General features: G+C 67.4%; 17 protein-coding genes. 6 read left to right on the top strand and 11 right to left on the bottom strand.

Annotation, left to right across the window (positions count from 1 at the left end; translation table 11 throughout):
- Positions 1-3: 3 nt before the first annotated feature.
- Complete coding sequence (locus KDW55_RS20855; protein ID WP_349252607.1) at positions 4-1224, top strand: type II/III secretion system family protein; 1221 nt, start codon at positions 4-6, stop codon at positions 1222-1224.
- Between the two features lie 126 nt (positions 1225-1350).
- Here KDW55_RS20855 and KDW55_RS20850 read toward each other — a convergent pair whose 3' ends face one another.
- The 11 genes from KDW55_RS20850 to sctU form a co-directional block, all read right to left on the bottom strand.
- Positions 1351-1806 (bottom strand): molecular chaperone Tir, encoded by a 456-nt coding sequence (locus KDW55_RS20850; RefSeq protein ID WP_040139485.1) that lies wholly within the window; start codon positions 1804-1806, stop codon positions 1351-1353.
- A gap of 123 nt (positions 1807-1929) precedes the next feature.
- Complete coding sequence (locus KDW55_RS20845) at positions 1930-2139, bottom strand: hypothetical protein (RefSeq protein WP_006765597.1); 210 nt, start codon at positions 2137-2139, stop codon at positions 1930-1932.
- Positions 2140-2311: 172 nt separating this feature from the next.
- Positions 2312-2572: a hypothetical protein gene (locus KDW55_RS20840; protein ID WP_011660757.1), complete on the bottom strand. Its 261-nt coding sequence runs from the start codon at positions 2570-2572 to the stop codon at positions 2312-2314.
- Between the two features lie 23 nt (positions 2573-2595).
- On the bottom strand, positions 2596-3669 hold the full coding sequence (gene hrpD5 / locus KDW55_RS20835) for an HrpD5 family protein (RefSeq protein ID WP_249181332.1): 1074 nt from the start codon (positions 3667-3669) through the stop codon (positions 2596-2598).
- Positions 3670-3750: 81 nt separating this feature from the next.
- Positions 3751-4935 carry a helicase gene (locus tag KDW55_RS20830; protein WP_212160961.1) on the bottom strand — a complete coding sequence of 395 codons (1185 nt, stop codon included), beginning with the start codon at positions 4933-4935 and terminating at the stop codon, positions 3751-3753.
- Positions 4932-5195, bottom strand: coding sequence for a type III secretion system export apparatus subunit SctS (gene sctS / locus KDW55_RS20825; protein WP_012372025.1), 264 nt, complete (start codon positions 5193-5195; stop codon positions 4932-4934). Before sctS ends, KDW55_RS20830 begins: the two co-directional genes overlap by 4 nt.
- A gap of 10 nt (positions 5196-5205) precedes the next feature.
- On the bottom strand, positions 5206-5862 hold the full coding sequence (gene sctR, locus KDW55_RS20820; protein ID WP_040139489.1) for a type III secretion system export apparatus subunit SctR: 657 nt from the start codon (positions 5860-5862) through the stop codon (positions 5206-5208).
- Positions 5849-6904, bottom strand: a complete 1056-nt coding sequence (sctQ, locus tag KDW55_RS20815; protein WP_249174004.1) for a type III secretion system cytoplasmic ring protein SctQ — start codon at positions 6902-6904, stop codon at positions 5849-5851. Before sctQ ends, sctR begins: the two co-directional genes overlap by 14 nt.
- A 76-nt stretch (positions 6905-6980) precedes the next feature.
- Positions 6981-7901: a type III secretion system protein SctP gene (gene sctP, locus KDW55_RS20810; protein ID WP_212160963.1), complete on the bottom strand. Its 921-nt coding sequence runs from the start codon at positions 7899-7901 to the stop codon at positions 6981-6983.
- A 16-nt stretch (positions 7902-7917) separates the two neighbouring features.
- Positions 7918-9894, bottom strand: coding sequence for an FHIPEP family type III secretion protein (locus KDW55_RS20805; RefSeq protein WP_040141043.1), 1977 nt, complete (start codon positions 9892-9894; stop codon positions 7918-7920).
- Between the two features lie 5 nt (positions 9895-9899).
- A complete protein-coding gene (gene sctU, locus KDW55_RS20800) occupies positions 9900-10958 on the bottom strand; it encodes a type III secretion system export apparatus subunit SctU (RefSeq protein ID WP_212160964.1) in 1059 nt (352 codons plus the stop codon).
- A gap of 376 nt (positions 10959-11334) precedes the next feature.
- On the opposite strand from sctU, the gene KDW55_RS20795 reads away from it, so the two are divergent.
- From KDW55_RS20795 to sctL, 5 genes are read left to right on the top strand one after another with little or no spacing between them, the layout of a single operon-like run.
- Positions 11335-11904: an HrpB1 family type III secretion system apparatus protein gene (locus tag KDW55_RS20795; protein ID WP_040139493.1), complete on the top strand. Its 570-nt coding sequence runs from the start codon at positions 11335-11337 to the stop codon at positions 11902-11904.
- Between the two features lie 28 nt (positions 11905-11932).
- Entirely contained in the window at positions 11933-12331 is a 399-nt protein-coding gene (locus KDW55_RS20790) for a serine kinase (RefSeq protein WP_040139494.1), read from the top strand.
- 1 nt (position 12332) lies between these two features.
- Complete coding sequence (sctJ, locus tag KDW55_RS20785) at positions 12333-13127, top strand: type III secretion inner membrane ring lipoprotein SctJ (RefSeq protein ID WP_040139495.1); 795 nt, start codon at positions 12333-12335, stop codon at positions 13125-13127.
- 49 nt (positions 13128-13176) lie between these two features.
- Entirely contained in the window at positions 13177-13944 is a 768-nt protein-coding gene (locus tag KDW55_RS20780; RefSeq protein WP_069243499.1) for a type III secretion protein HrpB4, read from the top strand.
- A complete protein-coding gene (sctL, locus tag KDW55_RS20775; protein WP_212160965.1) occupies positions 13938-14948 on the top strand; it encodes a type III secretion system stator protein SctL in 1011 nt (336 codons plus the stop codon). Before KDW55_RS20780 ends, sctL begins: the two co-directional genes overlap by 7 nt.
- Positions 14949-14979 lie beyond the last annotated feature (31 nt).

Here is a 14979-nt window from a genome sequence, read left to right as displayed (position 1 = left end):
CCGGTGGACGGCGTCGTGAGCGGCCGTTTCTCCATGCCGCCGCAGCGCTTTCTCGATGTCATGAGCCGTTCGTACGGATTCGTCTGGTACTACGACGGTGCAGTTCTGCATGTGTCGCCCGCGAACGAGCAGGCGCATATCGCCATCCTGCCGCACTTCCTTGTTCCGAACACGCTGCGCGTGTCGCTCGAGCACGCAGGTCTTGCCGATTCGCACTTCCCGCTGGCGGTCGATGCCGCCGCGCAGACCGTGAACGTGCGCGGGCCCGTGACCTACGTGGAGCGGATTCGTGCCGCGGCCGAGCGCTTCGAGCGCGACGCGCGACAACGCGTGCGTTTGTCCGTCCGGGTGTTTCGCCTGAGTGCCGCGAATGCCGCCGACGAAACGCGCGTGGTGGATGGCCGCACGCTCGTCGTGCCCGGTGTGGCCACGCTCTTGCGGCGCCGTTTCGAGCGCCCGGCCGTTGCGAACGCGACCGCCGTTGCCGATGCACCGCGGATCGTCGAGTTCGATGCGGCGTTGCCGGCGATCGAAGCGGACGCGACCACGAATTCCGTCCTGATACGCGATCGGGCCGAGCGCATCGACGCCGACGGCGCGCTCGTCGCCAGCCTGGACGTGCGTGCGCAACTCGTATCGGTCCAGACGTGGGTGGTGGATGTCGATGGCGACGCGCTCGAGGCGCTGCGGTCCGCGCTGCCGCCGGCCATGTCTGACGGAGCAGGCGCGGAGCAGGGGGCGGCGGACGCGCGCGCGCACCGCGATGCAGGTGTCGCGCCCGACGGCGGCCGCGCGCTGCTTGCGCAGATCAAGGCATTGGCCAGGAGCGGCCGCGCCGAAATCGAGGTGTCGCAAACGGCGCTCACGCACGATCGCTCGCCGGCCGTCATCGACCGCCACGAGGCACGTCTCGCACGCCGCGATGACGATGACCTGCCCGATGACGGCGCCCGCGATCTGTGGCTCTCGATTGCACCGACGGTCGAAGGCGCCGCGTCCATGACGCGTATCGGCTTGCACGTGGAACTGGGACGTCGCCGCGATGCGCGTCGCTATCGGGCCGTCGACGAAAGCCTGGCGCCGGGCGAGTGCCTTGTCATCGAGGGGGCGGCGCGGCACACGGGCGATGTCGAGCGTCGCGCGGACGATGCCGATTCCGGCAGTGCGGGAGAGGGGAGCACACGGCGCCGGCTGGTCTTGCTGATACCGCGCGTGGCAGCATAGCGGCCGATCGGGGGCGCGCTCGCGCTCGCGTGATTGTGACGCTGCGGGCCGTGTCCGAACGGACGCGATGGCTGGCCAGGCGCCGATGCGCGCGCGGTGCGTGAGGCGCGCTTGCGCGCCCCGGGCTTACGCCCGCAGCCACATGAAATTGCCCGAGGCGATGCCCTCGAACATTTCGTCGGGCGATTCGAGGATGTTGTTTTGCCAGTAGCGACCGTGTTCGGCGTAGTGCGAGAAGAGATCGGCGAGATAGTCGCCGGTGATCGTCGGGCCCATCGGCAGATGGACGAGCAGCACGACGTTGCCCGTATCGGATTCGAGGCACAGTTGCGCCTGGTCCTGCGCGTAGACGAGCAGATTGGCCTCGAGCATGAGCCGGAAAACGACGAGCGACCGGCCGGGCGTGACGGCGCCGTAATGAAAGCTGACATAGACCGAATCGGGGTCGGTCTCGTGGTGGTCGAGATGGACGTCGAACCCTTCGATCTCGAGCGTTTGCGTCTCGACGACATACTCGGCGTCGGGCAGCCCGACCACCGCGCAAACCTCGTGAATCAACTCGACGAAACGTTCCCTGCTCATGGGCGGCAATCTCCGGCGTAAATATGGCGGCCCGGTTGCAAAAAAGCGGGGGCACGTAGCCGGAAAGCTGGGCTTTCCGCTTTCGTGCCCCTCGCGCGAACGGACTGCGGCAATGCGAGTGGCTTACTGGCCCTTCGCGGCGTCGGCGATGTTCTTCGCGCCGTTGTTGCCGACGGAAGCGAGCGCCGACGTTTCCTGCTGCTGCATGTTGATCTGCATGGCGGCCATCGTCATCGCGTTGTTCTGGTTGGCCATGGCCTGCATCTGGCCGACCATGTCGGCGTTTTGCGAACCGGCTTGCGAGACGCCCGAGCTTCCGATCGATGAAGACATGATGTATTCCCCTTATCAAGAAAGTGATGGAAAAAGCACTGCGGTTGGTAACGCGTGATGCTTCGGTAAAAGGCCCTTGGCCGTGGTGGCCGCCGGTCCGGACCGGCTGACGCGCAGCCGGATGCTGCAACTGCAAACTGTTCAACCGTCTCCCGTATCGCCGCGGATGTCGTCAAAGCGCTGCGCCGCGGGCGCTGTGGCGCTCCTGCAGCGTGAGCACGATGCGGCGCGCCGCGATCATCCCGCGATAGAGCTTTTGCAGATCGAGCCGCTCGCGCTCGTCGGCCGCGGACTGCGTGGCCGTACTGATCCGGCGCGCGGTTTCGTCGAAGGCCGCCGCGATGCGCGCGACCCGTTGCGCGCCGTCGGGCGCCGAGAGCGTGGCATCCAGCGCGTTCAGATCCTGCGCGATGGGGAGCAATGCGTCGTACATGTCGGTTCCTTTGGTGGTCGAGGTCAATTGGTTGCTTCGTCCCTGCTGCTCGCGAACAGATGCTTCGTGCCGTCGGGCGTCTCGATGTAACGCAGTCCGCCCGTGGCGATCACCGCCGTGTACTCGACATCGGGCGCGAGCGCCTGCGCCTCCTTGACATCGACGTCGACGCGCTTGACGTTGTCGCCGAGGTCGGCCCTGATACCTGCTATCAGCGTGCGAAAGGTCGTCATCGACTGCACGCTGCCGCTCACGCGGAAGATGCCGTGGCCTTGGTAACTCACTGCCGCGCCCGTGCCGGCGAGCGACTGCTGGATGTTGTCCACATCTTGCTGCGCGACGTCGTATTCGCGCCGCACCTTGCCGCGCGCGAGGCCGTCCATGATCCGCTGCGCCTTCGCGCTTTCGTCGGCGCTCGTCACGATGCCGCGCACCGCCACACTGTCCTTGCGCGCCATTGCCTGCAGATCGCCGAGGCCTTCGCGGTGCAGGGCCTCCTGCAACTGCCGTGCGAGCGCGTCGGCGTCGAATCTCACGCTCGCCGCTTCGCTCGACTGCGTGCCCGCGAACATCACACCGGTCACGGCGACGCCGCCGATGGCAGCGGTGCAGGCGAGCGCCAGCACGGCCGTGCGCCAGGGCACGCTGGGCGAAGCGGTCGGCGCATGGCTGGCGTCGGGTTCGTCCGCATGGGCCGGGTCCCGATCCGGCGCGCCACGCTCCGCGTCAGCCCCTGTCGCGGTGTCGGCGGCAGGCGGCTCGGCCGTCTTCCAGAGCCCGGCCAGCAAATCGAGATCGCGCGGCCACGCTTCGTCATCGGGACCCACGCAAAACACGACATCGCCGAACGGCACGGCCACGAAGTCCGCCACGAGCACCTCATCGCCGTTCGCCGAGCGGATCCGCGCCACACCGTCGTCGCCCACGCAAAGCTCGATGTCGTCGACCGTCCAGTCGCTGATGCAGACATCCGAGTGCTCGGCGGCGCCGATCCGGTAGGTGCCGCTCGTGAGCCGGACCTGGGCTCCGGCGTGGGTGCCGGTCAGTACTCGAAGCGCTTTCATGATCGTGGTATCCGTGTATCCGACGTGGGTCATGCGGTTGCTCTTGCTGGCCGCCGCTCCGGCGTTTCGCTGCTTCGCGCATCGGGCCGCCGGGCCTTGACCGTCAAAATCAGTTTAGGGTTTTGCCGTTCGCGCAGCCGGCGCCATGCGAACTTCGAACGTCTTATCCGAAGCGCCGGCCGCGGGCTTGCCCGCCCCTTGCCGCGCGGCGCCGCTTTGAACGCCGATCGCGCTGTCGGCGACGACGGCGCCGGCGGGCGCCCCGCAGGCGGGCAGCGCGGCTTGCGTGTCGAGAATGCGCTGCTTCACTGCCGCGATCGATTGATCGTCGTACGAGTATTCGATGCCCGCGCTCTGGCGCGCGAGCGTGTTGTCGAGCGATACGCCGAGAAGCCCGGCCACCGCAGCGGCCTTGCCCGGGGTTGCGGCGCTTTGCATCAGGGCCGCATGCCGGTGCGCGTGTAGCCGCGCAGCATTGCGCCGGAGCGCCATCGGCGAGCGCATGGCGAGCAGCATCGGCACCGCCAGCAAGGACCCCAGCTCGATCTGCGCGGCAAGCCGCAGCACCTCCTTCGCGCACGCCGCCGCGAGTTCGGCCGGCAAGTCCGGCGCACCGAGCTTTTGCGTCGCGAGCAGTTGCATCGTGGCCGCAAGCGGCTGGCTGCGCGCGGCTGCCTTCGCCCGGCCCGCCTTGCCGATCGCGAACTTGCGCGGTTTGTCGCGGCCTTCGCCGGACTGACGGCCGTCGCGCTGACGCTGCCCGTCGCGCGACGCACTCTGCTGCGGCTGCCCTTGCTCTTCGCCTTGCTGATTCGGGCCGTGATCGTGCCCATGGCCGTTGCGATGCTGTTGCTGTCCCTCGCCGTGTTGCTGACCGCGCTCGCGCTTTTGCTGCTGTCCCTGCTCGTGCTTGCGTTCGCGCTCGTGCGGGTGTTCGTGCTCGTGCCTGGGCTCGAGCGCGTGCTGGTCGTCCGGCCGTTCGCGAGCCGATGCGTCTTTGCCCTGCGCCTTCGCCGAGCCTGCCGGCCGCGGCCGTTGGCCGAGCTGACGGATCAGTTTTTGCGCGGAAGGGGGCGGCGGTTTGTGCATGCCTTCGGCAAAACGCTTGCCGCGGTAGAAAGCGGCGGCGAGCATCTTGTTGTGCTGCATGCGCGCGCGCTGCATCTTCGTGTGCTGCACCTTCACGCCCGTGAAGCCGCGCGCCTGGGCCATCTGCCCCACGTGCTCGGCGCCGGCCTGCGCCTGCTGTGCGAGATCGGCGGCGTGGCGGCCGTGGTTGTTGCGGATCGGCGAATTCACGACGGCACCGCGAGCGTGACGATCTGGTTGGCGAAGCGCAGGATCGCGGCGGCGCCCCAGGCGCCGGTCATGAGCACGGTGGCCACGACGGCCACGAGCTTCACCGCGTACGAGATGCTTTGGTCCTGCATCGACGTAATGGCCTGCACGAACGAAATCGCGAGGCCGGAGAGCGCGGCGACGGCCACCACCGGCATCGAGACGGACAGGCAGAGCAGCAGGCCCTGCGAGGTGATGCGAACGAGCGTATCGGTTTCCATGGCGCGTGCCTCAGCGATAGGTCATGACAAGACCGTGAATCAACGTGGACCAGCCGCTCATGACGACGAACAGGAGCAGCTTGAACGGAATCGCGACGTTCGTCGGCTGGACCTGATTCAGCCCCATCGCCATCAGCACGTTGGCTATGACGAGATCGACGACGATGAACGCGATGTACAGCAGAAAGCCGATCTTGAAGGCGTCGGCCATCTCGGTCAGCGTGAAGGCCGGGGCGAGGACGATGAGATCGTCCTCACGGATCTTCGCCGCCATGTCCTTCGGCCATACCACGGTCGCCGAGCGCACGAAGAACCGCTTTTCGCGCTCGTGCGCGTGCTTCTTCAGAAACGCGCGAAACGGCTCCCTGGCCGCATCGAAGGCATCGAGCACGACGAGCGACGTGTCGCTGCCCGGGGTACGGTGCATCGTCTGCATGGTTTGCATCGCCTGCATGCCGATCGGCGCCATCACGTAGGCGGAGACCAGGACCGCGATGCCGTTGAGGACCATGTTCGGCGGCACCTGCTGCACGCCGAGTGCGTTGCGCAGCAGCCCGAGCACGACCACGATCTTCGCGTACGAGGTCGCGACCATGGCGACGAACGGGATCAGGCTGATCGCGACGACGGTGATCAGCAGCCCGGTGAGATCGCTAAACTGAACCATGGCCGCGCGACAGCTGGAGGAGACGCACGCCGAGATGATCGCCGACGCTTACGAGTTCGCCGAAGCCGATCGTCTGCCCGTAGGTCACGAGCCGCACGCGCGCATCGGGCAGCGCGGTGGGAAGCTCGAGCACGTAGCCCGCGCGCAGCGCCGAGAGCTGGGCGACCGGCATCGAGACCGTATCGATCTCGAGCTTCAGCGGCAGGTCCAGCTGGCTGATTTCGACGGGCGTGTCGATCGAGTCGGTAAGCGGCGCGTTGAACTGCGTGTCATGGCTCATGGTGGGGTCCTCGCTCAAGGTCATCAGATGGTGGGTGACGTCTGCCACGGCGCGCAGTTGCCGCGTGCCGTAGCGGCCCCAAACGACTTGCATCGGGGCGGATGAACGCTCGCTCGCGAAGAGCGCGCGAGTGGCTTCGGGTACGGCTCGCAAGATGACGTCCCCCGCGCGCAGCGAATCGAGCGTCGTCACGTTCATCGTCTTCTCGCCGATCTGCAGCCGCCCCGGTACGGCGATCTCGCTGACGTGGGTCGCGAACGGCGTGCATTGTCGGGCCACGAGCGTTTCGAGCGCGTCGAGCCAGCCGCTGTCGATGTGTTCGACAACCGCATCGAAGCGGGTATCGCCCACGCGCAGCGAGAGCGCGCAGCAACCCGTGTTCTGCGGTCGGCGCGCGGCACGTTCGAGCGACACGACTTCCACGCCGTCGAAGCCGAGCGCTTGCAGGGCGCGCCGCAGCGGATCGAGCAGGATGGCGCACACGGCGTGGCGCAAGCGCTCGTTGACGGGCTCGTCCGACGCGACGATGCTCGCGAGGCCCGCGTGCTGTCCGACGTCGATGCGCACCGCGGCCGTCTCCATGCCCCAGCGCACGCGCACGACGGCGGCGCGCTCCGGTTCCACGAAATCGTGCGTGCCGACGCTGAATGCCGAGACCCCGAGCGCGTGTGCGAGCAGAGCGCTCAGGCGCTCGTCGACGGCGAGCCGATGCTGGCGCGCGGTGGCGGCGGCCAGCGCGGGAAGCCGCGCGGGGTCGAGCAAAACGGCCGCCGCCGGCGCCTGGTCGTCGATCGCAACGCGGTCTGGCAGTAGCATTCGTGTGGTATCCATATTGGTTTTACGTGACGATGATTTCCACGCTGCGCGCGCCGTCGAAGCGGCTTTGCATCACTTCTTCGAGGCTTGTGCGCAACGTCTCCGCATGCTGTGAGATTAGTGCGCGCGAGCGTGCGTCCGTGGTGTCGAAGCGAAGCGTCAATTGGAAATGCGAAAGCGCGACGCTCAACGTACAACCCGGCAGCAGCGCCGGATCGATCGGAATCGTGATCTGCCAGTCGCCGCTTTCGAACACGATCGGGTTGGCGCAGAAGTCCGACACCTCGGCGACGATCGAATCGACGAACCGGTTCATGTCCTGGCCAGTGCGCGCCGGCGCCCGCACGGCGACCACGGCGTGCGGGACGCCTGCCGCGGGGCGCTGCGGTTCGCGCGCGGCTTGTACGCGCGGCGTGTCCGGCGCAGCCGTCGATGGTCGCGCGTCGGGCGGCGTCTGCGGAGAAGGCGGCGTCGATGCGGACAGCGTCGAATATGCCGGCACATGCATGAGTTCGTGCATGGCCGAATGCACCGGCAGGCACATCGTCGAATGCATCGGCGGATGAATCGTCGCAGGCACCGGAGCCGGCACCGGCTGCGCCGGCCGTGCGTGCGCCGCAACGTCATCGCGTTCGTCGCCGGAGCCGGCCTGTGCGTCGTCGTCGCGCTCGCCGCTGTCGGCATCGTCGCGACGTTCGTCCGCGGCGAACCCGGCAACCGGGTAGGGCGGATCGGTTTGCACGGCGAATGGAGGCTCGGCCGGTCCGGCGCCCGGCGGCTCGTCGCCGGGCGTTTCCGATGCGCCGGCGCGCACGCCTTCGCGCAGACGCTGAAAGAGGGCGGCCTGACGGTTCAACTGCGCGGCGGGCATCTCGGGTGCAGGGTCGGTGTGCGTGGCCGGCGCAGCGATCACGCGGGCGCGATGAGGGGCAAAGGAGTGCATGGCGCGGCTCGCTCGCTCACATCGCCAGGCGGCCGACGGGCTGCAGATCGACATGCGCGCCGAGCTCCTGGTACGAATACACGGGCAGCCAGGGAAGCCGCGCCTCGATCATGCGCTTGATGTAGCGCCGGATGTCCATCGACGCGACGAGCGCCAGCGGCTGCCGCGGCGTATCGCCGACGATGTCGGCAATCTTGCCGACGAGCTGGGCGATTTCGTCGGGCGGCAGCGCGAGGAAGTTGCCCGTGGGGGTCTGCTTGATCGACTGCCGGATGTGCTGCTCGACCTGAACGTCGACGAGTACGACGGGCAAATCGCGCACGCCGCCCGTCGCGCGATAGGCGATGAGCCGGCCGAGCTCCATGCGGATGTATTCGGTCAGCATCAGCATGTCCTTTTCCTTCGGTCCCCAGACGATCAGGCTTTCGGTGATGCTGCGGATATTGCGCACGGGCACGTCTTCCTCCAGAAGCCGGCGCAGCACGTCCGCCATCTTCTGCAGCGGCAGGGCCTTTTGCACCTCCGCGACGAGGCCCGGGTAGTCCTCGTTGAGCTGATCGAGCATCCACTGTGCTTCCTGAATGCCGAGAAAGAGATGCGCATTGCGTCGCAGCAGGTCGATCGTGTGGCGCGCGATCAAGCCTTCCGGTGTCGCCGCGGCGGCAGGCGCGTCGGCTGCGCCGCCGTCGGCCGCCGCGTGTACCGCGCGCGTTTCGGCGAGCGTGGTGCGCCCTTGCGGCACGTCGAAGATGAGCACTTCGTAGCTGTCTTCGGGCAGCATGCCGTCGGTCCACATCATGATGCCGGGGAACGGCAGGCCGACTTCCGATTGCAGTGCGTGGCGCTGTGCGTCGAACGCACGGTCAAGGGCATCGGCCGCGAGACGCGCGCTGACATCGGCTGCGAGGCGCACGCCGAGCGGACAGGTGAACTGCGGCGGGCGTGGCAGGATCGACGGCGCGTCGCCCTTGGCGCCGGCGCGCTGCAGTGCGCCGACGGGCTTGCCGGCGCCTTTGGCCGGGCCATCCTGCTTTTTCTGCAGACGGTAACCGACGAAGCCGAGCAGCCCGGCGAGCAGCGCGAAGAGCGGGGCCGGAAAACCGGGCACGGCGGCGAAGCCGAGCAACAGCAGCGCGGCGAAGTACAGCGCGCGCGAGCTGCTCGTGAACTGGCGTCTGATGTCTTCGCCGAGAGAGGAATTTCCATGGTCGCCGCCTTCGTCCACGCGCGTGATCATGACGCCCGCGGCCACCGAGATCAGAAGCGACGGAATCTGCGACACCATCGCGTCGCCGATCGAGAGCACCGAGAAGCGGTTGGCCGCCTCGCCGGCCGACATGCCGTGATAGGCGACGCCCACGGCGATGCCCGCGACGATGTTGATCATCGTGATCATGAGGCCGGCGATCGCGTCGCCTTTGACGAACTTCATCGCGCCGTCCATGCCGCCATGCAATTGGCTTTCGATGGCAAGCCTCGCGCGTTTCCTGCGGGCCTCGTCCGGCGTCAGGATGTTCGCGCGCAAGTCGGCGTCGATGCTCATCTGTTTGCCGGGCAGCGCATCGAGCGTGAAGCGCGCGCCGACTTCGGCGACGCGCTCGGAGCCCTTCGCGATCACGATGAACTGCACGACGGAGATGATGACGAACACGACAAGGCCGACGACGAGATTCCCGCCCACGACGAGCTGGCCGAAGCTTTCGATGATTTCGCCGGCATCGGCATGCAGCAGGATCGACTTCGTCGACGCGATATTCAGCGACAGCCGGAAAAGCGTCGTGAAGAGCAGCACGGACGGGAATGCCGACAGCGTGGCGATATGACCCACATACATCGTCACCATGAGCAGCGTGATGCTGATCGTGATGTTGATCGCGAGCAGTCCGTCGATGATGGCGGGCGGCAGCGGCAGGATCATCAGCGAGACGATCGCGATCAGCAGGACGGCGATGCCGGCCTCGCCGATGCCCGGCAGTTTCATGGTCTTCAACATGTCCACTACTCCGTGGTGGCGGTTTGAGGCGCGAGGCCGTCCACCCAGCGAAGAATCGCGGCGACGACTTCGAACAGTTCTTCGGGAATCGGCTGATTGAGCGGCACCTTGTGCAGCATGCGCGCGACGGGCGGGTTCGCGACGATGGGCACGCGCGCGTGCATCGCCTGCTGGCGCAATCGCAACGCCTGCTCGTCGAGGCCCTTGGCGAGGACGACGGGCAGCGGAAACTCCGCCGGGTCGTAGCGCAGCGCGACCGCGTAGTGAACCGGATTGACCACGACGACGTTCGCGCGCGCGATGCCGCCTTTCGGGCCTTCCTGCGACAGCTCCCTGGCCATGCGCTTGCGCTCGCCCTTGAGTTCGGGGTTGCCTTCGCTTTCCTTGTGCTCGCGCTTCACCTCGTCTTTCGACATCCGGTTCTTGCGGATGAATAGCCACTTCTGCAGCTTGTAGTCGAACGCACCGATGACGATGAACACGCCGAGCGCGACTGCGACCACATGCAGGAGCACGGACCACAGCACATCGATCAACTGCGGTACCGACCGATCGAGCGCGCTCGCCACCACGGGCATCGCGCTTTTGATCGTCTGCCACATGACGGCGACGAGAATCGCGGCCTTGCCGACCATCTTCGCCAGGTCGATGGCCGAGTTCATCGAGAAGATGCGCTGAAAGCCGGATCCGGGGCTGACCGACGCAAGCTTCGGCATGACGGCTTTCAGCGAAATCTTGAGTCCCGTCTGCGGAGCGAGCGCGATGATGGCGGCGACGAGCGCAACGGCCGCGATCCCGCACAGCAGACCGAACGCCTGCAGGCCGATATGAACGAGGACGGTCCAGAGGTCCTGCAACTCGCGCTCGCCGTGGGTGAAATCGACCGCCTCGTTGACGATCGCGCGCAGCGTATCGGCCAGATAGTGCTGGCCCGCCGTCAGCACGAGCACGATCGAGCCGAGCGACGCGACTTCGACGAGGTCGGAGCTCTTCGCGACCTGGCCTTCCTCGCGGACTTTGTCCAGCTTCTTGTCTGTGGGCTCTTCGGTTTTCTCGTCGCTCATGACCGCTGTCCTTCGCTTGTCGCACGCGCGCACCCGGGATGAGGCGCGCCGATGCAACGTTAGCGGCGCCGCGGCATCCGGCGCGATGGCGATGCGAAGCAAGGACAAGGGCCGCGAAGCGAGGCGGCGCGACGGCGCATCGCTCGGGCGCAGGCCACGTGAGCGAGGCGACCCGCGCGGCGGCGGGCGTCAGCGAAGACGTCCGCGACAGCGGCACGGACCGCTGCCCGTCGCATGCGGCGCTTCGCAATTCGTTGTGTGACTTCGTGCGCGGCACGCGGCGGCCCCGTCGCGTTGCGTACCTTGGCGTCAACGGAAGGCCGCGCCTCATCGGGTGCGGCCCATCGGATCGAATCTGATTTCCTTGGGGGAAAGGATGGACGTTCTGAAGGATCGGCCGCAGTGCCCATCGGGAGTCGTCGGCGCGATCGTCGACCTGGCCAGGGTGGCATTGGCCCGCGCAGGCACGCCGGAGCAAGTCGACATCGACGATCTCGAGCACCTCGTCGAAGTGCTGCATCTGCTGCGCCCGGATTCCGCCGAATTCGCGTTTTTCGACGGCTGGCTGCATATGGTGCGCGAGGAATGGAGCGACGCCGAACGGCTGTTTCGCAATCTGGTCGAGCGCGCGGTCTGCCTGCCGGCCAGCAAGGGAATGTTGCTGCAGTGCCTGAAGGCCCGCCAGGAGTTCGGCTGGCAGGAGGAGGCCCGACACCTGCTGGAGGAAGGCGGCAACGAAGAGGTTGAACGGCTCGCAAAAGTTCTGCTTGCGAGCGAGGAGCTGAAGCAGGCGGTCGCGACCGCGAAGCGCACGGGCCGCTTCGTTGCGCCGGATTCCGCGCTCGCGTTCGAGAACGGAGCGCATGCCGAAGACGGCGAATCGGTCGCGACGCCGTCGTCCTCATCCAGCGACATGCTGCTGACGATGCAGTACATGCGTGTCTGAGCCTGTTGCCCCTATCAGGAGAAACGAAATGAGCATCACGACTGCATCGCAACTCCAGTACGAACTGGCCCGTGTCACCGGCACGACGCCCGCGACGCCGAATGCGGACGCGGTATCGCAGCCGCTCGTCGACAAATTCCAGGCGATGATGGCTTCGGCGCACCAGCATGAGGCAGCCGCCCATCCGACCGAGCGCGCCGACCTCGTGACGAAAGCAGTCGAGGAGCAGGCGGACTATTACCGGCAAGTGCCGAACGATGTGCTCTATATGACTCAGCACATGAGCGCGTTGTCGATGGAGCGCCTTGCTGCCGCCGACATGACCATTCAGCTCGAGATCGCAAGCCTGAACGCCGATCTGCAGGTGAAGATGGCGACCGTGCAGTCGTCGAAGGACGCCGTGCAGACGCTCATGAAGAACCAATGACATGAAACCGAACCTCGTGCCTTCGAGACTGTCTGCCGCATGGCGGCTCGTCGCGGTTGCGGCGCTCGTGCTGTCGCTTGCGGCCTGCAAGCAGGAGCTCTACGGGCAGTTGACCGAAAGCGACTGCAACGAAATGGTGGCCGCGCTGCTGATGTCCGGCGTCGACGCGCAAAAGAGCACGCCCGATGGCGGCAAGACCTGGTCGGTCGGCGTCGACGAAAAGCAGATCGTGCATGCCGTGGAAGTGCTGCGCGCACGCGGCCTGCCGCGCAAGAAATTCGACGACCTCGGCGCGCTCTTCAAGAAGGACGGGCTCGTTTCCACGCCGACCGAGGAGCGCGTGCGTTTCATGTACGGTTTGTCGCAGGAACTCGACGACACGTTGTCGAAGATCGACGGCGTGGTCGTGGCGCGCGTGCAGATCGTGCTGCCGAACAACGACCCGCTCGCCCAGTCGGTCAAGCCGTCGTCCGCATCGGTCTTCATCAAGTACCGGCCCGATGCGAATCTCGAGCGGATGACGCCGGCGATCAAAAATCTCGTCGTGCACAGCATAGAGGGGCTGACCTACGATCAGGTCAGCGTGACCAGCGTGCCGGCCGATGCGCTCGATCCACCTGCCCGCCCGCACCGCCAGGACGGCTGGCTCGTCTATGCGGGCGGCGCGCTTGGCGTACTGCTGTTGATGATCGCCGGCGGCTTCGCGCTGTTGCGCGGCAACCTGCTCAAGGGCGGCGGCGGACTTGCGGGCCTGCTCGCGCGCCGGGCGGGGCGTGCGGCGAAGGCGCCGGCATGACGTTCGATCCGATCGATCGCATGGCCGGCACGGCAAGCAGGGGGAGCACATGACGAACGCATACGACTCATATGACGCAGCCGATGCGTACGACGCATCCGCCGACCCCGTTGCCGCCCCGAACGGCGCGACGCCGGCGGCCGTGGCCGCGAGACTGGCCGCGTACCATCGGCGCCGGCGTACGCTGTTCGACTGGATGCATCCGGCGTGCCGTGTGCGCGTGCCCTGTGCGGACCGACTCGACGCATGCAGCCCCGCGCAGGCCGAGGCGCTTGCCGATGCGCTGCTTGACGAATGGGGCATGCCGGCGCCGCCGCTTGCCGCGTTCGACGCGCCGGAAACGGCGCTTGCGTTGCTGCCGGCGCACGATTGTCTAGCCGTGTTCCGCTTGCGCGCGCTCGTGGAGCAGGCGGATGCATTGCGCGCCTGGATCGACCGGCCGCGTCGCGAGAAGTTGACCGGCTGGATCGGGGCGCGCGGCGTCAATCTGCTCTTCGCGCGCGGGCGTGAGCTTGCGGGCAATGCGCGCTCGCTTGCCGTGTGCGCACACCACGCGGCATCGGTCATGCAACTGCCGCTCGACGCGGCCGATGGCGATGCGCTCGCCTGGCTCGGCTTCCGGCTTTTCGCGCGCGACTGCCGATGGGCGCATGGCGGTCCGCTCGCGATCATGCGGTTGGCCATGCCGGCGCGCGACGATGAGGAGGCGTTGCCATCCCCTTCGATGCCGCTGTCGCTGCCGTCTTCGGCAGGCTCGAACCCGAGCCTTTCGATCGTCTCGCAGCTGCCCGACTTGTTTCCGGAGTGGTCATGGTGATCTGGTTACGCAATCCTCAGGCCGAAGGCAAGGACCTCGGCGTGGGCGTCGAAGGCGACGTCCTGCGTCATGAACGCCTCGCGGCGATCGTCGAGATCGATGCGGCGTACGCCGAGATGCGCCGGCAATGCGACGAGGCGCTGGACGCGGCGCGCGCCCAGGCCCGCATGCTGCTCGACGAGGCCCGCGCGCGCGCGGACGAGCTCGTCGAACGTGCCATGCGCGAGTTCGCGCAAGCGGCCGAGCGCGGCTACGACGACGGCTTGCGGCGGGGGCTGACCGATTGGCACGAACGCGCGGCGGCCGCGCACGCCGAAGCCTGCCGGCTCGCGCCCGGACAGCACGACCGGCTCGCGGAGCTGGTGACGCTGGCGGTCGAGCAGATCGTTGCGTCGGTGGATCCCAAGGCGCTGTTCGCGCGCGCGGCCGCGACGGTGGAGCGCATCGTTGCCGACGGCAGCCCCGTTCATCTGCGTGTGCATCCGTCGGACCTGGCCGCGGCGAGCGCGGCCTTCGACGAAGCGGCCGCGGCGTGGCGCGAAGCCGGGCGCTCCGTGCGACTGTGCGTGGCGGCCGATGCGACGCTTGCGCCCGGCGCCTGCGTCGCCGAAACCGACCTGGGCGCGATCGACGCGAGCTTGTCGTTGCACTTGGCGGCGATGCGTGCCGCCCTGGCGCGCGCGGTGCGAAGCGTGGCGAAGGACCCATGGCGCGAGGCGCCGAATGCGCCGCCCGGGGACGACGCAAGTGCCTTCGGTGCGCAGGCCGGTTCCACGGGCGATGCCGAGGTGCCGATAGGCGAGTACGTCGTCGGAGCCGGCGATGACCCGGCGGACCCGGATCAGCGCGCGAACGACCGCGGCGACGGCGGCGACGGCGGCGGCAACATCGGCGACGAAGAAGGTGGGCAAGGCGATGCCGCGGCCCTGCACATGGCGGGCGATCTGCGCGACGAGGGTTGGGCCGGTGCAGCGTATGCCGACGCCGACGCGATGTCCATCTGAACCGGTTCGTGCGCGGCACGAGGAACAAGAC

It is taken from the genome of Burkholderia sp. AU19243 (genome assembly GCF_018148075.1).
In the GTDB taxonomy this organism is placed as follows: domain Bacteria; phylum Pseudomonadota; class Gammaproteobacteria; order Burkholderiales; family Burkholderiaceae; genus Burkholderia; species Burkholderia latens_A.
Note: the sequence above shows the minus strand (reverse complement) of the source record. Positions and strands in the feature narration are given on the sequence as shown.